The sequence below is a fragment of the Nocardia sp. NPDC051832 genome (assembly GCF_040681285.1).
Classification (GTDB): Bacteria; Actinomycetota; Actinomycetes; order Mycobacteriales; family Mycobacteriaceae; genus Nocardia.
Window position 1 is genome coordinate 1323263 of sequence record NZ_JBFAYL010000003.1, and the last position, 23892, is coordinate 1347154.

Annotated in this window: 15 protein-coding genes; 7 read left to right on the forward strand and 8 right to left on the reverse strand. The window is 69.7% G+C overall.

Annotated elements, in window-relative coordinates:
* Positions 1-44 precede the first annotated feature (44 nt).
* Both AB0M14_RS23855 and AB0M14_RS23860 read right to left on the reverse strand, forming a co-directional pair.
* Positions 45-968, reverse strand: a complete 924-nt coding sequence (locus AB0M14_RS23855) for a TauD/TfdA family dioxygenase (RefSeq protein WP_364998424.1) — start codon at positions 966-968, stop codon at positions 45-47.
* A 92-nt stretch (positions 969-1060) separates the two neighbouring features.
* Complete coding sequence (locus tag AB0M14_RS23860; protein ID WP_364998426.1) at positions 1061-1831, reverse strand: deoxyribonuclease IV; 771 nt, start codon at positions 1829-1831, stop codon at positions 1061-1063.
* Between the two features lie 132 nt (positions 1832-1963).
* On the opposite strand from AB0M14_RS23860, the gene AB0M14_RS23865 reads away from it, so the two are divergent.
* Both AB0M14_RS23865 and AB0M14_RS23870 read left to right on the forward strand, forming a co-directional pair.
* A complete protein-coding gene (locus AB0M14_RS23865; protein WP_364998428.1) occupies positions 1964-3487 on the forward strand; it encodes a protein kinase in 1524 nt (507 codons plus the stop codon).
* A gap of 188 nt (positions 3488-3675) precedes the next feature.
* Positions 3676-5478 (forward strand): protein kinase, encoded by a 1803-nt coding sequence (locus tag AB0M14_RS23870; protein WP_364998430.1) that lies wholly within the window; start codon positions 3676-3678, stop codon positions 5476-5478.
* Positions 5479-5481: 3 nt separating this feature from the next.
* Here AB0M14_RS23870 and AB0M14_RS23875 read toward each other — a convergent pair whose 3' ends face one another.
* Positions 5482-5967, reverse strand: coding sequence for a glutathione peroxidase (locus AB0M14_RS23875; protein WP_364998432.1), 486 nt, complete (start codon positions 5965-5967; stop codon positions 5482-5484).
* Between the two features lie 76 nt (positions 5968-6043).
* Between AB0M14_RS23875 and AB0M14_RS23880 the strand changes: the two genes are divergently transcribed.
* Both AB0M14_RS23880 and AB0M14_RS23885 read left to right on the forward strand, forming a co-directional pair.
* Positions 6044-6820, forward strand: coding sequence for an ABC transporter ATP-binding protein (locus AB0M14_RS23880; RefSeq protein ID WP_364998434.1), 777 nt, complete (start codon positions 6044-6046; stop codon positions 6818-6820).
* Entirely contained in the window at positions 6820-9441 is a 2622-nt protein-coding gene (locus AB0M14_RS23885; RefSeq protein WP_364998436.1) for an FtsX-like permease family protein, read from the forward strand. Before AB0M14_RS23880 ends, AB0M14_RS23885 begins: the two co-directional genes overlap by 1 nt.
* 48 nt (positions 9442-9489) lie before the next feature.
* On the opposite strand, the gene AB0M14_RS23890 is transcribed toward AB0M14_RS23885, so the two are convergent.
* From AB0M14_RS23890 to AB0M14_RS23910, 5 genes are all read right to left on the reverse strand, one after another.
* Positions 9490-11718 (reverse strand): ADP-ribosylglycohydrolase family protein, encoded by a 2229-nt coding sequence (locus AB0M14_RS23890; protein WP_364998438.1) that lies wholly within the window; start codon positions 11716-11718, stop codon positions 9490-9492.
* Positions 11719-12037: 319 nt separating this feature from the next.
* Positions 12038-13207: a VWA domain-containing protein gene (locus tag AB0M14_RS23895; protein WP_364998440.1), complete on the reverse strand. Its 1170-nt coding sequence runs from the start codon at positions 13205-13207 to the stop codon at positions 12038-12040.
* 515 nt (positions 13208-13722) lie between these two features.
* Positions 13723-16284 (reverse strand): DUF5682 family protein, encoded by a 2562-nt coding sequence (locus AB0M14_RS23900; protein WP_364998442.1) that lies wholly within the window; start codon positions 16282-16284, stop codon positions 13723-13725.
* Positions 16284-17381, reverse strand: a complete 1098-nt coding sequence (locus tag AB0M14_RS23905; protein ID WP_364998444.1) for an AAA family ATPase — start codon at positions 17379-17381, stop codon at positions 16284-16286. The genes AB0M14_RS23900 and AB0M14_RS23905 overlap by 1 nt, the downstream gene beginning before the upstream one ends.
* The gene (locus tag AB0M14_RS23910) at positions 17378-20074 is read right to left on the reverse strand and encodes a DUF5691 domain-containing protein (RefSeq protein WP_364998446.1); all 2697 of its coding nucleotides are present in this window, start codon (positions 20072-20074) and stop codon (positions 17378-17380) included. The genes AB0M14_RS23905 and AB0M14_RS23910 overlap by 4 nt, the downstream gene beginning before the upstream one ends.
* Positions 20075-20446: 372 nt before the next feature.
* Here AB0M14_RS23910 and AB0M14_RS23915 point away from each other — a divergent pair, with 372 nt between their 5' ends.
* The 3 genes from AB0M14_RS23915 (at position 20447) to AB0M14_RS23925 (ending at position 23880) form a co-directional block, all read left to right on the forward strand.
* Positions 20447-22864, forward strand: a complete 2418-nt coding sequence (locus tag AB0M14_RS23915) for an AAA family ATPase (RefSeq protein ID WP_364998448.1) — start codon at positions 20447-20449, stop codon at positions 22862-22864.
* Positions 22849-23304 carry a hypothetical protein gene (locus tag AB0M14_RS23920; protein WP_364998450.1) on the forward strand — a complete coding sequence of 152 codons (456 nt, stop codon included), beginning with the start codon at positions 22849-22851 and terminating at the stop codon, positions 23302-23304. Before AB0M14_RS23915 ends, AB0M14_RS23920 begins: the two co-directional genes overlap by 16 nt.
* 186 nt (positions 23305-23490) lie before the next feature.
* Positions 23491-23880: a YchJ family metal-binding protein gene (locus AB0M14_RS23925; protein ID WP_364998452.1), complete on the forward strand. Its 390-nt coding sequence runs from the start codon at positions 23491-23493 to the stop codon at positions 23878-23880.
* The last annotated feature ends 12 nt before the right edge of the window (positions 23881-23892 follow it).

The window sequence follows — 23892 nt, forward strand, 5'->3', positions numbered from 1 at the left end:
CGGGAAACGGGTGCGGTAGTTACGAACCGCACACAGCTGACTTCTCAGGCGGCCGTGGCTGCGATATCTTCGACGATCGAGTAGTGCTCGGCGTTGCCCGCGATGATGGTGCTGGTTTCACCGTTCACGCCGACCGGGATGTCGCCCGCCAGGGTGATGCGGGTCAGGCGGCGGGCCTGGCCGTCGTAGTCGTCCACGGCGTAGTGCTGGGTGGCGCGGTTGTCCCAGATGGCGACATCGCCGAGCTGCCAGTTCCAGCGGGTCGTGTTCTCCAACTTGATGACCCGGTTCTGGAGCAGCTGGAACAGCGCTTGCGATTCGGCGGCGCTGAGGCCGACGAAGTTCTTCACGAAATGCCCGAGCAGCAACGCGCGTTCGCCGGTGACCGGGTGCACGCGCACCACCGGGTGCTCGGTCTCGTAGTAGGTCGACTCGAATTCCGCGCGGTAGGCCTTGTCCTGCTCGCCGGTCGCGGGCCGGTCCCCGCGGTCGGCCGCGTAGTCGTAGGCGTTGGTGTGCCGGGCGCGCAGGTTCGCCACCAGGGCCTTGAGCGAATCGGGCAGCGATTCGTAGGCGGCGACGGTGGAGGCCCAGGTGGTGGAGCCGCCGTACTCGGGCAGGTGCACCGCGCGCAGGATCGACGCCTTCGGGATGCGGTCCACGAAGGTGACATCGGTGTGCCAGCTGTTGGCGCGGCCGTACTCGGAATCGATCGGCAGCGACTTCACGCCCTTGGAGGTGACAGTCGGGTGCGGGGTGGTGGGGGCGCCCAGCAGCTCCGCGAACTCGTACTGGCCGTCCTCGCTGAGATGGTCCTGACCGCGGAAGAAGATCACCTTGTGCTCGTGCAGCGCGTCCTGGATCAGCGCGACCGTCGCGGCGTCCAGATCACCGCCCAATCGGACGCCATCGATGCGTGCGCCGATCCGGCTGCCGAGTTTCACCACTGTTGCGGAATCGACGGTCATTGGTGTGCCTTTCGCTCGAACGTTTGCTGTGTTCGAGCACACCAGCGCGGCCGCCGGCCGAACAGGTTTACCCTCAGCCGGATCGTAAGCCGTTACCCCACCTGCTCCCGCAGGTAAGCGATGTCGTCGGCGACGCCGTCGGCCGGGGTCTCCAGGATGACCGGGGCGCCCGCGGTGCGGCACACCTCGGCGAGCAGCTCCGGATCGATGGTGCCCTCGGACAGGTTGGCGTGCCGGTCGGCGCCGGAATTGAACTCGTCGCGCGAGGAGTTCAGGTGCACCAGATCGATGCGGCCCGTGATGGCCTTGATCCGGTCCACCACGCCGACCAGTTCCTCGCCGCCGGCCCAGGCGTGGCAGGTGTCCAGGCAGAATCCGGCGCCGAAATCGCCGACCGCGTCCCACAGCCGCGCGATGGAATCGAAATGCCGCGCCATGGCGTGATTGCCGCCCGCGGTGTTCTCGATCAGGATCGGCACCGCGAAGCCGCCCTTGTCCTGCTGGCGTTCGAACAGCTTGCGCCAGTTGATGATCCCGGCTTCGATCTCGGCGTCGGACCGGACATGGCCGCCGTGCACGACCAGGCCGAAGGCGCCCAGCTCGGCCGCCGCGGCGGCTTGCAGGGCGACGGCCTGGCGGGAGGGCATGCGCAGCCGGTTGTTCGTGCTCGCCACGTTGATCTGGTACGAGGAGTGGATCACGACGTCGATCTCGCTGGCCTTGATTTGCTCGGCCAGGGGATGTGGTTTCGGTTTGTCCCAACTCTGCGGATCCACGACGAAGAACTGGATGACCTCGGCGCCGAGCTTCTCGCCGAGACCGATCGGGTCGCTGTCTTCGCGGACGTGGGCTCCCAGTTTCATGCACCAGAGCTTAGGCCGGGCCACCGACAAACCGGCGCGGGCGGGCGATAATCGAGTTGTTGCAGGATCGCGGGCCGACGAGATACACCTCTAGGATCTGCGTGCTCGGCCCGACGAGGGGGTGTCCACACTGTGTTGCATGCTGGCGAGGTCTTTGCCGGTTACGTCGTCAAACGCGTGCTCGGCCAGGGCGGTATGGGCACCGTCTACCTGGCGCAGCATCCGCGGTTGCCGCGCCTGACGGCGCTGAAGCTGCTGGACCGGGAGCTCTACAGCGACGACGAGATCCGCCAGCGATTCGAGCGCGAGGCCGATCTGGTCGCCCAGCTGGATCACCCCAACATCGTCACCGTCTACGACCGCGGCGCCGAGGGCGACCAGCTGTGGATCTCCATGCAGTTCGTGGCCGGTTCGGATGCCGCCAGCGCCGACGTCGACGCCATGGCTCCCGCGCGGGCGGTGCACATCATCTCCGACACCGCCGCCGCCCTGGACTTCGCGCACGCCAACGGCGTGCTGCACCGGGATGTGAAACCGGCGAACATCCTGCTGGCCAAGGCGCCGATCGGGCAGCCGGAACGGGTGCTGCTCACCGACTTCGGGATCGCGGCCATGCGCAACGCCGACAACACGCTGTCGTCGCTGGGGCAGATCACCGCCACCCTCGCCTACGCCGCGCCGGAACAGCTCAGCGGCACGCCGATGGATCACCGGGCCGATCAGTATTCGCTGGCGTGCACGCTGTTCTGGATGCTGACCGGGGCGCCGCCGTTCGCCGGGGGCAATCCGGCGGTGGTGATGAACGGTCACCTGTTCGGGCCGGTGCCTTCGCTGCGGCAAGCGCGGCCGGGCTTGCCGCCCGCGCTGGACGGGGTACTGGCGCGGGCACTGGCCAAGCGGCCCGACGATCGGTTCGCCTGCTGCACCGACTTCGCCGCGGCGGCCCGGCAGGCGCTGGCTTCCAGTGGGTCGCACCAGCATCCGCGGCCGCAGCAGCCTGGGTCACAGCAGCCGGGGCCGCACCCGGGGTATCCGGGTGCGTGGCCGCAGACCGGGTACACACCGCCGGCCTATCCCGGGTACGGCTCACCGCCGACCGGGGCGTACCAGGGACATCCGCCGCAGCCGAGTCATCCGCACACGGGCTACCGCCCACCGGGCCGGCCACCGATGTACCCGAATCCGCCTGGGCCGCCGGTGTATCCACCCGCGGCTACCGGATATACCTCGGGCGGCCCCCCGATACCGGGCGTGCCGCCCAGGACGGGTGTGCCTCCGGCGAACGGCGCGCCGCTGAATTTGTATCGCCCGCCGGGGCCAGGAAGACCGGCTACGCCCGGCGTGCCGCCGATTTCGGGTGGGCAGCCGATCTCGGGCGGGCCGCCGACGTCCGGCCCGGTGCCGCCGCCCTCCGGGCGAAACCCCGTGCCGCCCAGCGGAACCGATCCACCACGTCCAGTCGATCCACCGCGGTCCGATCCGCCTCGCCAGGTCGAATCGCCGCGGACCGATCCGCCCTCGTCCTCGGGAAACGCTGCGCCGCAACGCCCGCGGTCGGGTACTCGTAGAACTGTGCGCCCCATCACGATCGCGTTGCCCGACGCTCCCATACGCCGAGGTCGGCCGCCCGCCGGTGAACAAGACCATCCTCCATAGAAATTGGCTATGAGCTGATAATGGAACGCCCGGGCGGCCAACCGCGATACCCGTTCGTCGGGCATTAGGGGTGTGTGACAACTGCTAGGGTTTTCCGTATTCCGTGGTCGGGCGACGCCCTGATCACGTTCTCGTGCTGTACGCCTGGCATCGGTGGGTCCCGGTGCGGGCGAGAAGTGGAGCAAGACATGCTGGCCAGCGGTGATGTTTTCGCCGGCTATGTCATCGAGCGGCAGCTGGGCCGCGGTGGCATGGGTTCGGTCTACCTGGCGAAACATCCGCGGCTGCCGCGGATGACAGCGCTGAAGCTGTTGAACCGGGAGATGTTTCACGATGAGGAGGTGCGGGCGCGGTTCGAACGGGAGGCGGATCTGGTCGCCCGGCTCGACCACCCCAACATCGTCACCGTCTACGACCGCGGGCTCGAGGACGAGCAGCTGTGGATCTCCATGCAGTTCATCGACGGGATCGATGCCGCCTCGGTGGAGCCGCAGTCGCTGCCGCCGGCGCGCGCCGTGCAGATCATCAAGGAAACCGCCGAGGCGCTCGACTACGCGCACGGCATGGGCGTGCTGCACCGGGATGTGAAACCGGCCAATATCCTGCTGGCCCGGTCCGGCAGCGGGCGCGGCGAGCGGGTCTACCTGACCGACTTCGGCATCGCCCGGTTGCGCGACGACACCGGCCATCTCACGCAGACCGGCACCTTCACCGCGACCCTCGCCTACGCCTCGCCGGAGCAGCTGACCGGTTCGCCGCTGGATCACCGCTCGGATCAGTATTCGCTGGCCTGCACACTGTTCTGGCTGTTCACCGGCAGCGGCCCGTTCGCGTCGACGAACCCGGCGCAGGTGATCCAGGGTCACCTGCAGACCGCGCCGCCCGCGCTCAGCAGTGCGCGGCCCGGGCTGCCGTACGCGCTGGACGGGGTGCTGGCCAAGGCGATGGCCAAGCGACCCGACGACCGGTACAACTCGTGCTCGGAATTCGCCGCGGCCGCGCAGCAGGCGCTCACCGATCGCAGTCAACCGGCGATTCCGCTGGCCGGGGGGCCGCATCCGGTAACCGGCCCGCAGTTCCAGACCACGCACACCTCGGCGCCGCAGTTGCCGACGGCGGGCGGGCAGCATCCGTCCATTCCGCAGGCGCCGACCTATCCGGTGGGGCAGGCCAGCGGCCCGCACTCGCTGTCGGGTGCGCCGACGGCGATCACGCCCGCGCCGCGGCCGGCCCAGCACACCATGCCGGTGGGATCGACCGCGCAGCAGACGAATTCGGGCGCGCCCTTCGCACAGCAGCCGGCCTACAGCCCGCAGGGCGGATACAACGCGCCGCCGCGCCCGCCGATGGGCCAGCGCCCGCCGCCGCGCAAGTCCAACGCGGGCGTGATTGTCGGCGTGGTGCTGGGCGCGGTGGTGCTGGTGGTCGCGATGCTGGCCGTCATCGGCGTCGTCGTCGGCGATGATCCGAGCCCGACTCCGACCCGCACCCCGACCGCGTCGGTGACCGCGACGGCCACCTCGACCAGCGCCACGCCGGGCACGGCCGCGAGCATCGAGGCGATCAGTCGCGAGTTCAGCAGCCTGGTGCCGGGCGAACCCGACGGCAGCGCCGGGTACAACGGCTCCACCTGTAGCTCACACACCGCCAGCTCGCCGCCGAATCCGACCGACGGCACACCGGATTTCGGTAAGTGGGGCTTCGCGTGGGACTGCTACGGCGGCGGCGACAACGAGGACCCGTTCTACACGATCTACATGTACAACTCCGCCGCCGAGGCCCAGGCCGCGGTGAACAACCTGCCCAAGGACGCCAAGAAGGAATCCGACAGCAACGGCGGAAAGTCCTACACCAACTACAAGTTCACCAATAGCGGCCCGAAGATGGTGACCGTGTTCACCGGCTCCCGCGGTCAGTATCTGATGTACACCGACGGCATCGTGGACACCCACGATGAGGTGCTGCGCTGGTGGCGCTCGGCCCCACTGTGAGCGTCAGAGCACCGATTCCACCGCGTCGCGCAGGGCGGCGTCGGCGGGGGTGACGGTCGGCCGGAACCGTCCGGCCACCTTGCCCTCGCGGTCGATCAGGAACTTCTCGAAGTTCCACTGGATATCGCCGGCGGCGCCCTCGGCGTCGGCGGTGGTCACCAGATCGGCGTAGAGCGGATGCCGGTTTTCGCCGTTGACCTCGGACTTCTCCAGCAATGGGAAGTCCACGCCGTAGGTGGTCGCACAGAACTGCGCGATCTCCTCCGCGCTGCCCGGCTCCTGTCCCATGAACTGGTTGCACGGCACGCCGATCACGGTGAAGCCCTTCGGCCCGTAGGTCTGCTGCAATTCGACCAGGCCCGAATACTGCGGCGTCAGACCGCATTTGGACGCTACGTTGACCAGCAGCACCGCCTTGTCCCCGGCCAGCTCGGCCAAGGTGGTCGGCTCGCCGTCCAGGGTGCGCAGTGCGATATCACGAATGCTCATTCGGCCACGCTACCTCGTAGGTAGTCAGGGGAAATCCGGATGGCGCGGGGGGAGATCGCCCGACAGACTGGAGGGCATGACTTCGCACGCTGTGGGTACCGACACCGCCGAAAAGGCGGCTCCGACCGATGTCGCGGCCCGTGCCATCGATGTGTCCAAGGTTTATGGTTCGGGAGATACGCAGGTCAAGGCCTTGGACGGGGTGTCGGCCGAGTTCGCGAAGGGGGAGTTCACGGCGATCATGGGCCCGTCCGGGTCCGGCAAGTCGACCCTGATGCACTGCCTGGCGGGCCTGGACAGCGCGTCCTCCGGCCTGGTCGAGATCGGCGACACCGAGCTCACCAACCTCTCGGACAAGCAGATGACGGCGCTGCGGCGCGACCGGATCGGCTTCGTGTTCCAGGCGTTCAACCTGGTGCCGACGCTCACCGCGCTGGAGAACATCACCTTGCCGCTGGACATCGCGGGGCGCCGGCCGGATCAGGAATGGCTGGACACCGTGCTGAAGCGGCTCGGGCTGACCGACCGGCTCACGCACCGGCCCAGCGAGCTGTCCGGCGGCCAGCAGCAGCGCGTGGCGTGCGCGCGGGCGCTGGCCGGCAAGCCGGAGATCATCTTCGGCGACGAGCCGACCGGCAACCTGGATTCCCGTTCCTCCGGCGAGGTGCTCTCGATCCTGCGGGCCGCGGTGGACGAGTTCGGGCAGACGGTCGTGATCGTCACCCACGAACCGCACGCCGCCGCCTACGCCGACCGGGTGGTGTTCCTGGCCGACGGCCGCATCGTCGACGAACTGCGCGACCCCACCGCCGAATCCGTGCTGGACAAGATGAAGGCGCTGGAGACTCTCTGATGTCGGGTAACCCCATGCGCAAGGTCGCCTTGCGCAATCTCGCCGCCCACAAGGTGCGGCTGGCCCTGACCGTGCTGTCGGTCATTCTCGGCACGGCGTTCATCGCCGGATCCTTCGTTTTCACCGATACCCTGCAGCGCACCTTCGACGGCATCTTCGAAGGCCAGGCCAAGGGCGTCGACGTGCGGGTCAGCCCGGAATCGCAGCAGTCCTTCGGCGTCCCGCAGGGCGCGGTCGACAAGGTGACCAAGATCGAGGGCGTGCGGGCGGTCGCGCCCGGCGTGAACGGTCCGCTGGTGCTGCTGAATTCGGCGGGCAAGCCGGTGCAGACCGGCGGCGCGCCGAGCTGGGGGCAGTCCTTCCTGCCGCCGGAGCAGGCGGTGGAGGAGCCGCAGAAGTTCGTGCAGGGCGTGCCGCCGAGCAAGCCGGGCGAGATCGCGATCAACTCCGGGGGCGCCGAACGCTCCGGGTTGAAGGTCGGCGATCGCGCCAAGGTGATCATCCCGGCCCGCAGCACCCAGGAGCGCCCCGCGCTCGAGGTCACGGTCACCGGCATCTACGACGTCCCGTCCGACACCGGCGGTTTCATCGGACTGCTCTTCGAGGACAAGCAGGCGCGGCAGCTGTTCACCGACGGCTCGCACGTGGCTTACATCGATATCGCCGCCCAGCCCGGCGTCGCCGCCGACGACCTGCGCGACCGCATCGCCGCCGAGGTCAAGGGTTTCAAGGTCCAGAACGGCGACCAGGTGCGCGAGGACATGAAAGCGCAGCTGGGGGAGGCGCTGAAGTTCATCAACTACTTCCTGCTCGCCTTCGGCGCGATCGCGCTGATCGTGGGCACCTTCATCATCTACAACACCTTCTCCATGATCGTGGCGCAGCGGCTGCGGGAATTGGCGTTGCTGCGCGCGGTCGGCGCGAGCCGGCAACAGGTGGGCCGGACGGTGGTCTCCGAGGCGCTGGTAATCGGAAGCATCGGCAGCGTCATCGGTTTGGCGGCGGGCGTGGCGCTGGCCTACGGGCTGTCCGCCGTGCTGAACGCCTTCGATCTGGGCTTGCCGACGGGCGCGATGGCGGTGCTGCCCCGCACCATCATCGTCGGGCTGATCGTCGGCATCGGAGTGACGGTGATCAGTGCCTACGCGCCCGCGCGCCGGGCGGCGAAGATCCCGCCGGTCGAGGCCATGCGCGAGGAATACAAGTCCAGCGATGAACCGCTGCTGCTGGGCACGAAGCTCGGTGCGGCCCTCGGCGTTCCCGGTGTGGCACGGTTCGTGGCCGGCAGTTCGCTGCGGGTGCGCACGAGCGTCGGGTCGGTGCTCGGCGTCGCCGGTGTCGTGGCGGTCGTGATCGGCGCGCAAGGCACCGGAGGGCGCGCGGCGAGCATCGTCGGCGGCGGCGCGCTGGCGTTGATTCTGGCGGTCCTGCTGGTGCTGCCGGCGCTGTCCCGCCCGGTCGTCGGTGCGCTCGGCGTGCTGATCCGGCCGTTCGGGCCGATCGGCCACATGGCCCGCAACAACGCGGTCCGCAATCCGCGCCGCACCGCGGCGACGGCTTTCGCCCTGACCCTCGGTTTGATGCTGGTCTCCGCCATCGGCATGCTCGGGGCCTCGGCCAAGGCCAGCGTGAGTGTGCTTGTCGACAAGGGCATTACGGCCGATTACACCCTCGCCGGTCCGCAGAACTCGATGATCGGGCTGTCGCTCGGGGTGCCCGACGCGGTGCGCAAGGGCGTGCCGGAGGCGGCCGACGTGGTCGGCTTCCGGGGCGCGGCTTTCCGGGTCGACACCGATCAGATGCGCGGTGTGTCACCGGACGCGCCGATGGACAACGTGTTCCACACCGAGATCCTGCAAGGCTCCCGCACGCTGGGCGAGCGCACCGTGCTGGTCTCCGACAGCGAAGTCGCCGAGCACGGGTGGAAGGTCGGACAGCAGATCGAGCTGACCACCCTGGACAAGAACCAGAAGGTGCCCGCCACCGTCGGCGGTGTGTTCCGGGACAATCCGTTGCTCGGCGACATGGTGCTCGCGCCGCAGCTGTTCGACAAGGTCATGCCGCCGTCCTTCCAGAACAACTTCTTCGTTCTGGTCAGCGCGAAACCGGGCGCCGATCTCACGGCCATGCGCACCCAGTTGGAGAAGGCCACCGATGCCTTCGCGGTCGTTCAGGTCCAGGACCGCGAGCAGGTCAAGGGCGCGCAGGGTCAGCAGATCAACACGATGCTCGCCATCCTCTACGGTCTGCTCGCCCTGGCGGTGGTGATCGCCATCCTCGGCATCATCAACACCCTCGCGCTCTCGGTGGTGGAGCGGCGCCGCGAAATCGGCATGCTCCGGGCGGTGGGCACCCAGCGCGCCCAGGTGCGCCGGACCATCTATCTGGAGTCCATGCTGATCGCCGTCTTCGGCGCCATCGTGGGTGTGATCATGGGTCTCGGGCTGGGCGTCGGGTTCCTGCGCACCCTGGCGGATCTGGGTATCGACCAGATCGCGATTCCGTGGGGCCAGCTCGTCGTGGTGCTGGTCAGCTCCGCGGTGGTCGGTGTGCTCGCCGCGCTGTGGCCCGGCATCCGGGCCGCCCGGACGCCGCCGCTGGCGGCCATCGCGGATCTCTGAGACAGATACGGGCGGTGCGGAATTCGATTCCGCACCGCCCGTTGTCAACTATCCGCTGTAGCGATTGCGCCAATCCGTGCTCGGTTCGCCGTAATCGTTGCTGGGTGGGTTCGGGCCGAACTCGAGGCAGTAGTCGGCGGCCAGTTCCTCGATGACCGCACTGGTTTCGACCGCGCGCCAGTCGGGCGGAAGCGCTGTGACGCCGTAGCAGGCGCCGAGCACACTGCCGCAAATCGCACCGGTGGCGTCGCTGTCGCCGGAGTGGTTCACCGCCAGCAGGATGCCGTTGCGGACGATCTGCTCGGCCGTGCCGCCGACGGCTTGCGCGGCCAGCGCCGCGTAGACGGCGATGGCCAGGGCTTCCGGGCCGATCCAGCCGGGGCCCAGTGACTCGGTGTCCTCGAGTCGGGGCATCCGCGGGCCGACCCGGTCGGCGAGCCGGACCGCGGCCTCCAGGGCGTTCGAAGTTTCCTCGTGGCGTTCGTATTTGCGCAGCTCGGTGCGGGCACGGTGGACGGCGGCGCGCAGCTCGGCGCCGCGCACCAGGTCGTAGACGATGACGGCGAGGGCGCCCGCGGGCAGCCAGCCGCTCGGGTTGCCGTGCGTGAGCGCGGCGGCGTCACAGCCCAATTCGAAGACGATCTCGGCGGCCAGGCCGGTGCGGTCGAGCAGATAGCCGAAACCGCACGGCGCGGAGCGGGCCAGGGCGGCACATCCCTTGGAGTCGTTGACCGGGTTGGTGCGGGTTCCCAACGGCTGGAAAGGTTTTCCGCGCGCGCCCGCCTTCTGCAGAGCCGAGAGCACGGCCAGGCCGTTGCCGCGCGGCTCGACCAGCGCCGGGTGCGCCGCGAGCCGACTGTGCAGCTTGCTCTCCTGCTCGGGGATCTCGATGCCCTGGCCCTGCAACCACACTAGAAACCCCTGCTGCATCATCCCCAGCGTGGCACCGCTGAGGCCTTTCGCGCGCGCCCGCACCGAGCCCTTGATCAGCGCTTCCGCCGTGAACAGCGCCAGCTGGGTTTCCTCGGAGATCTTGTCCTCGAACGGGTCTCCGGTGACGCCGTCGGGCCCGTAGCGCTGGCGGATGTCGACCAGCAGCAGGTTCTCCACCGGAGCGCCCAGCGCATCGCCGGCCGCGCCGCCGAGCAGGCAACCGTGCACCCGATCGGCCACCGCGCGCAGCGAACTCGGCCGGATGGGCTGTGGAGAACTCGCCCGGACGGGCTGCGGGGAACTCGACAGGGCGGGCTGCGGAAAATTCGACGGGACGGGCTGCTCGGAGCTCGACTGGACGGAGCGCGGCGAACCCGGCGGGGCGGGCTGCGGGGAACCTGACGGAACAGGCTGCTCGGTCGGCGGGGTGGGTGGTGCGGGCGGCCGATGGTGCGCTGGGCGGTCCGGTTGAGGTGGGCGGTGCATTGTTCGCGGTGGTTCCGGTTTGCGCCAGGCCTCCAGCGCCGCTTCGGCGAATTCGCAGCAGGTGCGGAAGCGGCGGTCCGGGTCCTTGGCCATCGCCTTCGCGAGCACCAGGTCCAAACCCGCGGGCAGGTCCGGGCGGGCGGCGCGCAGCGACGGCGGCGGCGACTGCACGTGACCCCACATGATCGCCGCGATATTCGGACCGTCATAGGGGCCGTAGCCCGTCAGCATCCGGAACAGGGTGCAGGCCAGCGAGTATTGGTCGGCGCGATAGTCGACCGGCGCGGCGATCAACTGCTCGGGGGCCGCGTAGGCGAGGGTGGCCACCAGGGTGCCCGTGCGGGTGAGCCGGCCGGAGTCGGCGAGCAGTTTCGCGATCCCGAAGTCGGTGAGCAGCACCCGTTCGGTGAAGCCGGGACCGGCGCCGGCCGAGCGGGACAGCAGGATATTGGCGGGCTTCACGTCCCGGTGCAGCACGCCCTGAGCGTGCGCGTAGTCGAGCGCGCCCGCGGTCTGTTGCAGGATCTGCATGGCCCGGGCGACCGGCATGGCGTTGACCGGGATCGCCGCGGTGTCCACGCCGTCGACGTACTGCATCGAGATCCACAGGTGGTTGTCCTCGATGCCGCGGTCGAACACGGTGATGATGTTGGGGTGGTCCAGCTGGGCGACCAGGTCGGCTTCGCGTTCGAATCGGCCGCGGGTCTCCTTGTCGCCGAACAACTCCCGGTGCAGCAGTTTCAGCGCCAGCAGTTTCGGCAGCCGGGGATGGCGGGCCGCGTAGACCGCGCCCATGCCGCCGCGGCCCAGCTCGCGTTCGATCACGAAGCCGGCGAATACATCACCACGGCGCAACATCCGTGCCCCCCACATCCAGCGAGCTCAATCGTTAGCAGCCTAGCCAACTACCGGGCCGCCAATCCCGGGTCGGAGCGGTTCCCGCACCTACCATCAGTTTGCTGAATGTTAGCCATCCTCTAGGTAAGGAGCATTGATCATGGCAATTCTGGAGACCGTTCTCACCCTCGTCACCTCCATGCTCGACCTGGCCAGCCAGCTGTCGGCCTTCGGATCCTGACGGAATCCGCCCGGTCCGCGGTGGGCGTCCTGGTCTGAGCGCCCGCGTGTTCCCGAGGTCCCCCGGGCGTCCATCCCTTGGGGGACCTCGCCGCTGGTGCTACCGCCGTCCACCCTGCTCCCGCGCCGCGGCCCAGGCGTGCACGTCACCGCGATCGATCGCGACGGCGAGCAGATCAGGGAAAGCGTCCGGGGTACAGGCGAAGGCGGGGACCCCGAGTGCGGCGAGCGCCGCGGCGTTGTCGTGGTCGTAGGCGGGCGCGCCGTCGTCGGAGAGGGCGAGCAGCACCAGCACCTGCACCCCGGATTCGCGCATGGCGTTGACCCGGCGCAGCATCTCCGCGCGGATGCCGCCCTCGTACAGGTCCGAGATCAAGACGAACAGCGTGCCGACCGGGCGGGTGATCAGCGACTGGCAGTAGGCCAGCGCCTGATTGATATCGGTGCCGCCGCCGAGCTGGGTTCCGAACAGCACGTCGACCGGGTCGGCGAGCCGGTCCGTCAGGTCCGCGACCTCGGTATCGAACACCACCAGCGAGGTCCGCAGCGCGCGCATCGAGGCCAGCACCGCGCCGAATACCGACGCGTAGACCACGCTGGCCGCCATCGATCCGGACTGATCGATGGCCAGCACCACATCGCGCCGCACCGCCTGCGCGGTCCGCCTGTATCCGATCAGCCGCTCCGGCACCACGGTCCGCTGCTCGGGCAGGTAGTGCGCGAGATTCTTCCGAATAGTCTTGTCCCAGTCGATATCCCGGGGTTTCGGTCGCGTCGTCCGGGCGGCCCGGTTCAACGCCCCAGTCACCGCCGCCCGAGTGTGCGCGGCGATCCGCTCCTCGATCTCCCGCACCACTTGCCGCACCACGACACGCGCTGTCGCCCTGGTGGTTTCCGGCAGCACCGAGTTCAGCCCGAGCAGCGTGCCCACCAGATGCACGTCGGGCTGTACGGCCTCGAGCAGCTCCGGCTCCAGCAGCAACTGCGTCAGCTCGAGCCGATCCACCGCATCGCGCTGCAACACCTCGACCACCGAAGCCGGGAAGTAGCGCCGAATATCCCCGAGCCACCGCGCGACTCGTGGCGCGGACCCGCCGAGCCCACCCGTCCGCTTCCCGCCCGCCTCCTCCGCATCGCCACCGTTGTACAGGCTCCCCAGCGCCTGATCCATCGCGAGGTCATCGGCATCTCCGAGACCTCCGGCCTCCCCCTCGGCCGCCGCCCCCAGCACCAGCCGCCACCGCCGCCCCCGCTCCTCATCCACGCTCACCGAACACCTCCACTTCCGCCGACCTCAGCAGCCCCTTCGAGCACTCCATCTGGAACCGAGCGGCCCCGATATCGGCGCACGGTTTGATCGTGCCGACGATGGCGCGGGTTCCGACCTCTTGAGCAACGGTGGTTGTTGTGGGGATTCCGCGCCCCGGCGCACGGATCGAACGCGGGGCGGTCATTCGGCGGCTCTGAGGATTTCGGCAGCGGTGGTCGTCGCGAGGATTCCGCGTCCTGCCTCCGCGCGTGGATTCCACGTGCCGGTCATCGGGTGGCTCCGAGGATGGGAGGTGGTGGTCATTGTGGGGATTTCGTGCCCTGAGTCGGCGTGCGGATTTGGACGTGGCGGTTGTTCGGGTGGATCCGAGGATTTCGGCAGCGGTGGTCGTCGTGGGGATTTCGCGTGCTGCCTCCGCACGTGGGTTGGACGTGCCGGTCATCGGGCGGTTCCGAGGATGGGAGGCGGTGGTCATTGTGGGATTTCTTGTCGGCGTGTGGATTCGGACGTGCCGGTCATCGGGTGGCTCCGAGGATGTGGGCAACGGTGGTCATCGGGGGGATTCCTCGTGCGGGGTCCAGGGTGAGGGTGGCGGCGGTGGGTTCGGGGGTGCGGAGGGCGTTGGCGATGGCGCGGCGTTCGGCGGGTTCGAAGGTGGCGAAGGTGCGGCGGAGGAGGGGGAGGGTGGTGATGAATTGGTCTTCGGGGAGGGTGTGCAGCCAGGTGTCGATGAGGTGGAGGAGTTGGCGGTCGTGGACGAGGAGTAGGCCGCGGCTGCCGAGGAAGCCGTCGATCCAGGCGGCTTTGGCGGCGGGGGTGGGGCCGATCGAGAGTGCGGCGGACAGCCTGCGGGCGGAGTCGGATCGGTCGATGCGGCCGGCGTCGGAGAGGAGCCGGACGGCGCGGCCGACGAGGGCGCCGTGGACGTCCGCACGGTCGGCGATGCGGTGCAGGGCCGCCAGCCATTCGGTGGTGGCCCAAGGGTTGTCGCGGGTGTGGATCGCGGTGTGGGCGGCGTCGAGTTGGGTGCGGAGGTGCTCGGCGGCGGTGGTGTCCAGGGCGGTGACCGCGCTCGGGAGGCCGGCGCAGATGCGGACCAGCAGGCTATCGGCGACATGGGCCAGGGCCGCGGTGTCGGTGCCGCGGACGTCGCCGTAGCGCAGGGTGCCGACCAGGCTGGGGAGTGCGGCGAGCAGGTGGGTGACGTCGTGATCCAGGGCCGCAACGGTTTCCAAGCGGGCCACCAGGCTTGCGGTGGCGGGGCCGAGGTCGGCGAGCAGCGCGGATTCCAGGGCGGCGGTGAGATCGGCGAGGCCGTTCTCGGGGCGCGCGGCGGCGTCGAGCACCTTGGCGGCGGCCGCGGCGGCGAGGGTGGTGCCCCAGCGGGAGGCCTCGATGACCGCGACCGCGAACTCCGGCCGCCAGCGCAGCGACCAGCTCTCCCGGAAGGTGCCGGTGCCCCGGATATCACTGGATACCTCGGTCCCCCAGGGGATACCGAGCAGCCGCAGCTGATGCAGGAGATGCGACCGCTGCCGCTCGCGGTCCTTGCGCAGATCCAGGTCGAGCGCTTTCGCCTGCGGTTCCTGCTTCATCCGTAGCGTCCGGATCCGCGCCCGCAGGTCCGCGTCCAGCGGAACCGCGGGCGCGCCCGCGGGCACCGATCCGAGCGCCTCGCCGACCACGAGCTCGGCGTTGACCACCCGCACCAGGGTTTCCTCGCCGCCGCACAGCACCGCCCGCACGGCTTCGGTGACCTCCGGCAAGCCCGCCAGCGGTCGTCCCCGCAGCACCGCCAAAGTCTCTGCCAGCCGCACCGATTCGATGACATGCGCACTCGACACCGGTAGATCCTGCGCCCGCAGCACCCCCGCCGCCTTGGTCAGCCAGCGTGCCACCGGCTGCTCGGTCTCGCTGAACAGATGGTGATACCAGCCGGGCGAATCGATGCCCGCCCCGTACCCCGACGCGGTCGCCAACCGCGAATGCGTCCACGGCACCCACGTCACCGTCGCCTTCACCTTCGGCAGCCCCTTGAGCAATCGCGCATCCGGAGCCGCGGGCCCGAGCGGCCCGGCCAGCGCCGGCGCATGCCACGCCCCGCACACCACTGCCACCCGCTGTGCGCCACCCTTGATCGCCTTGCGCAGCACCTGACGCATATACGCCTCACGCCGTAACGTGTGCGCATCCACGCGGGCACTACCAGCTCGACTCCGGTTGTCGGGCAGGGGCGCGTCGAGCTCGGCACTCGGATGCGAGCGCCCCTCAGCCCCAGCGGTATTCAGGTCACCCCCCGCCTCTTCGGGCGACGGCGGTTTCGAGCTGGAACTGGTGGCGGCATCGGTCGACGGCGGTTTCGAGCCGGAACCGGTGGCAGCATCGGTCGCCTGCGGTTTCGAGCTGGAACTGGTGGCGGCATCGGCCGACGGCGGGTTTGAGCCGGGACTGGTGGCAGCATCGGCTGCCGGCGGTTTCGAGCCGGGACTGGTGGCGGCATCGGTCGAGGGAGGTCCGCCTGATCCTGATTCTGCGGGTGACCCGTTCGCTGCCGCGGGAGCATCGAGGCGCAGCGCGGCCATGGCTTCGATGATCGCGTCGAAAGCGTCCAGGTGCGGGGTGGATTCGAGGACCGTGTCCCACCAGCGTTCGGTGTCCTCGTGCCCGGCGGCGGCCGCGAGCTCGGCGACCGGGTCGATGCTGTCGCCGGGTTCGTCGCGGCCGGCCAAAACGGCGGTGGCGGGCAGGTCGCAGAACCGCACGGGCACAGTGTGTTCTGCCGCGTAGCGCATCGCCTGCCATTCGGGGGAGAAGACGGCGAAGGGCCAGAAGGCGGCGCGGGCAGGTTGATCCGGGACATAGGCCAGCAAGGCGACCGGTGGTGACATGCCCTCGGCGGCAACGAATCCGACCAGGGGATCCGCGTCCGCGGGGCCTTCGATCAGGATCATGTCCGGACGGAAGTCCGCGAGTGCCACGAGCAAAGAGCGTGCCGATCCCGGCCCGTGGTGCCGTATCCCGAACACACGGGTGACCGCCTCGCCGTGCTGCGGGGCAACCGCCGACGCCTGGACCATTATCCGCTGATCTCGCGGCAGGCCCGGTAGAAGTCGGACCACTCCGGGCGTTCGCGGACCACGGCTTCCAGGTACTCGGTCCAGATGGCGGCATCGGAGACCGGGTCCTTGATGATCGCGCCGAGCACGGAACCCGCGATGTCCGCCGGGCGCAGCGTGCCGTCCCCGAAGTGCGCGGACAGGGCGATCCCGTTGGTGATGACGGAGATGGCCTCGGCGGTGGAGAGGGTGCCCGAGGGCGACTTGAGCGCGGTGCGGCCGTCGGCGGTACTGCCGGAGCGCAATTCGCGGAACACCCGGACCACGCGGCGGACCTCGTCGGCGGCGGGGATGGCGGGGAGTTCCAGTGCGGCCCCGAGCTGTTCGACGCGGCGGGTGACGATCGCGACCTCGTCGTCCTCGCTGGCGGGCAGCGGCAGCACGACGGTATTGAAGCGGCGGCGCAGGGCCGAGGAGAGGTCGTTGACGCCGCGGTCGCGGTCGTTGGCCGTGGCGATGATGTTGAAGCCCTTGGCGGCCTGCACCTGGATGCCGAGTTCCGGGACCGGCAGGGTCTTCTCGGACAGGATGGTGATCAGCGCGTCCTGCACGTCGGAGGGGATGCGGGTGAGCTCTTCGATGCGGGCGATCGCGCCGGTGCGCATCGCGGTCATGACCGGCGAGGCGACCAGCGCGCCATCGCTCGGGCCCTCGGCGAGCAGCCGCGCGTAATTCCAGCCGTAGCGGATCGATTCCTCGGCGGTGCCGGAGGTGCCCTGCACCAGCAGCGTCGACGCGCCGCTGACGGCCGCCGAAAGATGCTCCGACACCCAGGTTTTAGCGGTGCCCGGAACGCCGAGCAGCAGCAGCGCGCGGTCGGTGGCCAGGGTGGCGACCGCGACCTCGATGAGCCGGCGCGGGCCGACATACTTCGGACTGATCACGGTGCCGTCCTCGAGCACCCCGCCGAGCAGATAGGTCACCACCGCCCACGGCGAGAGCCGCCAGCCCGGCGGCCGCGGGCGCTCGTCGGTGGCGGCGAGCGCCGCGAGTTCGGCGGCGTAGGCCTGTTCGGCGTGCGGCCGCAGCAGCTCCGGCACGAGATCGGTAGTGGTCACGTCAGCTCCTCGAGCATCATCGAGCGGTGGGTGAGATCGCGGGCGAGGCGATCGAATGCTTGCTGCCAGCCAGGGTCTTCGCATCGCCGGGCTACCACGGCGGCCATCCCGGCCGACTCGACCGGCAGGTGCGCGGCGGCGGCCACCAGCAGTGAGCGATGGGCCGCCGGCCCGGATCCGTGCGCCCCGGACCGTTGCGCCGCGATCCGCGACCGTTCGAACAACAACAGAATCAGGTGCTGGGCCAGCGGTTCCGGCCACGGATGGCCCATCGCGGGCAGCAGCGCTTCGATCTCGGAGAACCAGGCCCCGTCCAGGCGCAGCAGATGCCGCACCCGATCGTCCTCCGGCAGGAGCGCGAACAGTTCGCGCCGCCGCAGCAAGGCTACGTCGGAGGGGACCCCGGCTTCGAACAACGCCTTCGCCCAATCCGAATCATGCTGGGCCAGTGCGGCATCCACCCACCCGTCGAACAGGGGTTGCCGGAAGCGCTCCTCGATCCCGAACCGCAGCACTTCCACTGGCGTGCCGGATGCGCTGATCAATCGCTGCCAGTGCGGTAGCGGTGTGGCGGCGACCAGTTGGCGCAGTCGACCGGCGGTGGGATCGGGTGTTCCGTTCCAGCGGTAGGTGAATTCGACCGGGCGGTCGAAGATTCCGTCGCGGCGGGCCTCGGCGTCGAGCGGGTCGGGCAGATCGAGGACGAAACGGGAATCGCCGAGCTCGACGCCGACCCAGGCGTCGGCGCGCGCGGTCATGCGCTGGGCGAACGCCGAATCCGGAAGCAGCGCCAAGAGACCCGAGGCGGTACGCCGGACATCGGCGCGGCGGTCGTCCAGGGCGGATTCGAGCAGCGACTCGTCCTTTACGGACAGGTTTTCCGAGAGCGCCGCCAGCAGCTCGGCTTTCACCGCCCCGGATTCCTTCGGCCAAGCCCGCGCGAGTGTTTCGCGGGCCGTGTCCGGATCCTGTTGGCGCAGCCGGATGAACCACGCCAGACGCTCGGTGGGCTTATCGGATTGCCAGATCGCCGGGATATCGCCGGAGCCGTCCTCGGTGTCGTTCGGCCATTCCAATTTTCGCCATTCCGGATGCCGCGCCGCCAGCCATCGCCCGCGTTGCCCCGCCAACCGCAACAGCAGCGGACGCAGTCCCGCGTGGGCACTGGCCTGCTCGAGCAGCAGAGCGCAGAGCGCGTCCGGAGCCCGGAAATCGTGTGGCGCTGCGGCATCGAACCACTCCGGCAGAAACACCGAGCGTTCACGCAGCATCGCGGCCAACCGTCGCGCGGCGGCGGCGGGCAGCTGTCGCCTCGGGTCATCAGGTGCGGGTTCCGGTACGTCGGTGTGGGTCGGCAGAACACCGCCGCGCGCGAAAGCGTCTTGCAGCGAGACAGATTCGAGCAGCAGCATCGCGGGCTCGGCCGTCAGCCGCCCCGCCACCGCACTGACCTGCTCGCCGAGTTGCGCGAGGTCCACAGCACGCCGCGCAGTACCCAGCAAGGCGACCGAGGTCAGGTGCTCACTGCTAGCCGGCACTGCGGAACCACCCGCACCGGACCCGCGCTCGCTCTGCACATCGACCACGGCACCCAAGTCGAACACCGAAATCGGAACCAGCCCTCCGGCAGTCCACTCACCAACGACCGTCACCGGATGTCCGCCAGAAATCCCCAACAGCTGCCATGGCGCCTCAGCCGCCACCAACGGCAGCGCCAGTCCACCGGATTCCGCTACCTGCCAGCCGGTTTCGCCGACAACGGGCACAACATCTGTGAGCACTACCGGCCACGCCCGCAACCACGGATCAGCCGCCAGCGCCTCCGCCTGCGCCGCCAACGCGAGTGCGACCGGCCCGGCGAACCCCGGATCCCGGCCACGAGCATGCCGAGATGATGACGGAGCGGCGACATGCTGGTCGGGCGACGCAACGACGTCTCGCAGCTGCGAGGCACCGGCGTATTGGGGTGGCGGGGTGTGTTGGGATGACGGGGAGGTGATGTGCGGCGATGGCGGCGTGCCGGATTCGGGAGGGCTGGGCAGCGTGGTGAAAGGCTCGCCGTCGGCGTAGCGGTCGCCCCACAGGGCGCGGAGCGGCGCCGCACCCGGGTAGAAGTGCACGTCGGCGTCGGCCATCACGCCCAGAGGCGGGACGTCTTTCGAAAACTCCGGTGTTCCGAAACTGTGCTCGACCAGGAGCGCCCAGCGTCGAGTTCGGCGGCCGAGCAACCAGGTTCGGCGGGTGTGGAGTCGTTCCTCTTCGGTGGTCCGGACGCCGAGCGCCATCCAGTGGTCGCGGAGCGGTGGTTCTTCGCGGACGGTCGCGGTGCGGGTCGGGTAGCCGACGTGGGTGCGGATGCTGGCCTGTAAAGGGGGTGGGAGTTCTTCGAGGCGGCGGTGGGCGGTGATGAGCAGGTGCAGCCGGGCGTATTCGCGCAGGAGGAGGCCGGGCCAGTCGGGGCGGGCGGCGACGAGTTCGGGGAGGCGGCGCAGGACGGCGGCGATCGCGGGGGCTTGGGCGTCGACCATGCGGGCCGCCATCGCGGCGAACACTTTTCGTGATCGGTCGGTCTGGGCGAGTCCGGTGCGGACCTGGTCGCCGAGCCAGATGTCGAGCTCTTCGAGCCCAGCGCCGACCCGCACCTCGCGCTGGCGCGCGGCAGGTCTGCTGACCTGCGCTCCGGTGTCGTTCATCGCCGCCTCATTCTCGTCTACTGCCCGAATTCCTACCCCACGGCACCGACAGGTGGGCGTCGTGCGCGCCAACCAGATTGTGCACCTGCCGGATTCGGCCGGTTGGACGCCCTTGCGCGGAATGTCCGATATCTGGCATCCTGTTCTGTTCGGCTCCGTCCGAGCCACCCATTCCGGGTGCCACACTTCGAGCTGCCCGCGTGGGTTGGCGAGGGGTGGACATCGAGTGTGGGGGGCTCATTCGATGGCCATACCATCCCCCGCGGGCAGATTCGGATCTCTCCCAAGAGTCCCCCGCCGCCGGTGGGCGATTTCCCCGCTGTCGGGTAGCGTTTCGCTCGAATTTGCCGATCGGGGTGGAGGGTTTGTCGTATGGCCGATGCGGCCACCGAGGCAGTACCGCGCCTGACCGAGGTGGTGGCTCGCCGCCTCGCCGATGATCCCGCGGTCACCCCGGATGTCGCGCATGCCGTGCTGCGCGCGCTGGGTGGCGCCGAATCCACGGACCGGACAATCGGTTTCGAGGATACGGGCATTTTCTTGAAGGCGATCCGGGTGCGCGGTTTCCGTGGCATCGGCCAGGAGACGACGCTGGAGCTGCCGCCCGGCCCGGGCCTGACCCTGGTGGTGGGCCGCAACGGCAGCGGCAAGTCGAGTTTCGCCGAGGCCGCCGAGCTGGCGCTGACGGGCGGTAATCGCCGCTGGGACGGGCGATCCGCGGCCTGGCGCGAAGGCTGGCGCAACCTGCACACCGACGATTCGACCCGCATCGAATTGGAATTACTGACCGCCGGAAGCGATCCCGCGATCACCATCGTCAAGGAGTGGGAGCCCGAAGCGCAGCTGGCCGAGGCACACTGGACCGAAAACCGGGCGGCGCAGCGAAATTCGCGGTTCGATCCGACCCGCTGGGCCCCGGTCCTGGACCTCTACCGCCCGTTCCTGTCCTACAGCGAGCTCGGCGCACTGGTCGACGGCAAGCCGAGTGATCTGTTCGACGCGCTGCACCAGCTGCTCGGCCTGGACGAGCTGACGGTCGCGCAGGAGCGGATCCGTTCCCGCCGTCTGTCTTTGGAACGCGCCGCCCGGGATTCCCGGGTGGAGCGCGTGGCCCTGGTCGATGCCCTGGACGCGCTCGCCGACGACCGCGCCACCCGCATGGCCAAGCTGCTGCGCCCGGCCCAGCCGGACCTGACCGCGGTGAGCCGGCACATGTCCGGCCGCGCCGACGACGCCGGCGGCCCCGACGGCCTGCGCGCCATCGTCCGTCTCGCGTTGCCGACCAGCGAGCAGGTGGACGAGATCGCCGAGCGTCTCGCCGCCTGCGGCGCGACCCTGGCACGCGACGCCACCGCCGACGCCGAAGCGGACCTGCGCGTGCTGGAGCTGTTGCGGCGCGCCCGAATTCACGCCGACGCCAGTGGCGACTGCCCCTGCCCGGTCTGCGGCCGCGGCACCCTGGATACCGAGTGGGCGCACGCCGCCGACGCCGAGATCGCGCAGCTCTCGGCCCGGGTGGACGCGCTGACCACCGCGAAGACCCGGCTGCGCGAGGCCACCCGCGCCGCCCGCGCGCTGCCGGATCACGTGCCGCCCGAACTGGATTTCGACCCGCGCAACCCGCCGACCGTCGACACCACCGCGGTGCACCGCGCCTGGTCGGACTGGGCCGCCCTGACCGCCGCCGAATACACCCCCGACCTCCCGGATCGCCTGCGCGGCGCGCACTCTCGCCTCGTCGACGAGCTCGCGCTGCTGCAACAGGGCACCCGCAAGGAACTCGACCGCCTCGACGAAGTGTGGGCCCCGCTGGTCCCGCGCATCGCGAGCTGGCTGGACAGCGCCCGCCAGGTCGCCTTGCGCGCCGGGGAATTGCGCACCGTCAAACGCGCCGAGGACTGGCTCAAGTCGGCCACCTCCGGCCTGCGGGACGAGCGGATGTCCCCGCTGGAGACCACCGCCCGCTGGGTCTGGCGCACGCTGCGCCAGCAGAGCAATGTCGAACTCGGCGGAATCCGCCTGCAGGGCAACGCCGGAACCGCCCGCCGGGTCCTGCTGGACGTCACCGTCGACGAGGTGGAGAGCGCCGCCCTCGGCGTGATGAGCCAGGGCGAACTGCACGCGCTGGGCCTGTCGCTGTTCCTGCCGCGCGCCACCGTCGAGGACAGCCCGTTCCGTTTCGTCATGATCGATGATCCGGTGCAGGCCATGGACCCGGCGAAGGTGGACGGGCTGGCCCGGGTACTGGCCGAGGTCGCAGGCACCCGGCAGGTCATCGTGTTCACCCACGACGAGCGCCTGGCCGAAGCGGTGCGCCGGATGCAGCTGGCGGCCCGGGTGGTGGAGGTGCAGCGGCGCGAACGGTCGGTGGTGGAGGTGCGGGTCTCCAGCGACCCGGTGCGCCGCTATCTCGACGACGCGCGCTCGCTGGTCCGCACCCCGCAGCTGCCGCCCGCCATCGCCGACGAACTGGTCGCCACCTGCTGTCGGTCCGCGGTCGAGGCGGCCAGCCAGGCCCGGGCGCGGCGCAACCTGCTGGACGAGGGCATGCACCACCGCGAGGTGGAGCGGCACCTGGAATCGGCGCACACCACCCGGGCCATGGTGGCGCTGGCGGTGATGGGCGTGACCTACAACGTCGACGACCTGAACGCCCACCTCGCGACGGAAGCGAAATGGCTGGTCCCGGCGTTGCGCGATGTGACCGCCGCCGCGCACGTGCCGATCGATCGCACGATGCGCGAGTTGATCGCGAGCACGGAGCGGCTGATCGCGTGGCTGACCAGATGAACGGCCCGCACCGCAACGGTGCGCCGAATGCCCCACGGCGCCGCTCGAAGTCGCGCCGCCCCAGGCGCCGGCCGCCGCGCCCGACGGTGGCCGAACGCTTCGAAGCCGTCGATCGACTATTGGACGGCGAGGTGACCGACGCGGGCGGCGTCTGGTCGCGCGCGACCGCCTGGATTCTGCGTTTGACCCTGGAACAGTCGGTGGATCAGCTGTGGCTGCGCACCACACCGGAGTTGGCGCGCTGCCCGATGCGCGCGCAACTGCTGGCCCTGCGGGTCTACGCCGGTCCGGAAACGGCCGCACAGGTGGCGACGGTATGGGCGGCGCTCTCCCGCGCCGCCCACCATCATGATTACGAACTCGCGCCGAGCGTCACCGAATTGCGCCGCTGGCGCGAGCAGACCGCCGCCGTCGCCGCGGTGCTGGCCCGGATCGAATAGCTCAGAACGGCCACAGTCCCGCGAACATCGTGTCCAGCCACCGCAATAGGCCGGAACCGAATCCCGACAGCGTGCTCAACGGACCGAATGGCCCCATCACCAACTCCCTCGTTCGTAGCGAAAAGGCACCCGCGATGGTTATTCGGTGTGCTCGGGCCTGCGGACCGGTCTGCGACAATCACCGCCATGGCCCCCTCGCAGATGTGCCCGTGCCGGCGCGGAGAACCGTTCGCCGAATGCTGCGGTCCGGTGCTCGCCGGGGAGCGGCCCGCGCCGACGGCCGAGGCGCTGATGCGTTCGCGCTACACCGCTTTCGCGGTCGGCGACGCCGACTATCTGCAACGGTCCTGGCACAGCAGCCGGCGGCCCGCCGAGCTCGAGCTCGACCCGGCGCAACGCTGGCTGTTCCTGGAGATCGTCCGGACCGAGCGCGGCGGGCCCTTCGACGACACCGGCCTCGTCGAGTTCCTCGCGCACTACCGCGCCGACGGTGCGCGCGGGCAGCTGCACGAGGTCAGCCGGTTTGCCCGCGAGAATGGCGCCTGGGTCTATCTGGACGGTGTGATCGAACCCTGACCCGCGCGTAGG

Excerpts from the sequence above, each read along its gene's own strand:
- AB0M14_RS23855 (WP_364998424.1), bottom strand. The coding sequence starts at position 968 with ATGACCGTCGATTCCGCAACAGTGGTGAAACTCGGCAGCCGGATCGGC.
- AB0M14_RS23860 (WP_364998426.1), bottom strand. The coding sequence starts at position 1,831 with ATGAAACTGGGAGCCCACGTCCGCGAAGACAGCGACCCGATCGGTCTC.
- AB0M14_RS23870 (WP_364998430.1), top strand. The coding sequence starts at position 3,676 with ATGCTGGCCAGCGGTGATGTTTTCGCCGGCTATGTCATCGAGCGGCAG.
- AB0M14_RS23875 (WP_364998432.1), bottom strand. The coding sequence starts at position 5,967 with ATGAGCATTCGTGATATCGCACTGCGCACCCTGGACGGCGAGCCGACC.
- AB0M14_RS23880 (WP_364998434.1), top strand. The coding sequence starts at position 6,044 with ATGACTTCGCACGCTGTGGGTACCGACACCGCCGAAAAGGCGGCTCCG.
- AB0M14_RS23885 (WP_364998436.1), top strand. The coding sequence starts at position 6,820 with ATGTCGGGTAACCCCATGCGCAAGGTCGCCTTGCGCAATCTCGCCGCC.
- AB0M14_RS23890 (WP_364998438.1), bottom strand. The coding sequence starts at position 11,718 with ATGTTGCGCCGTGGTGATGTATTCGCCGGCTTCGTGATCGAACGCGAG.
- AB0M14_RS23900 (WP_364998442.1), bottom strand. The coding sequence starts at position 16,284 with ATGGTCCAGGCGTCGGCGGTTGCCCCGCAGCACGGCGAGGCGGTCACC.
- AB0M14_RS23910 (WP_364998446.1), bottom strand. The coding sequence starts at position 20,074 with ATGAACGACACCGGAGCGCAGGTCAGCAGACCTGCCGCGCGCCAGCGC.
- AB0M14_RS23915 (WP_364998448.1), top strand. The coding sequence starts at position 20,447 with ATGGCCGATGCGGCCACCGAGGCAGTACCGCGCCTGACCGAGGTGGTG.
- AB0M14_RS23925 (WP_364998452.1), top strand. The coding sequence starts at position 23,491 with ATGGCCCCCTCGCAGATGTGCCCGTGCCGGCGCGGAGAACCGTTCGCC.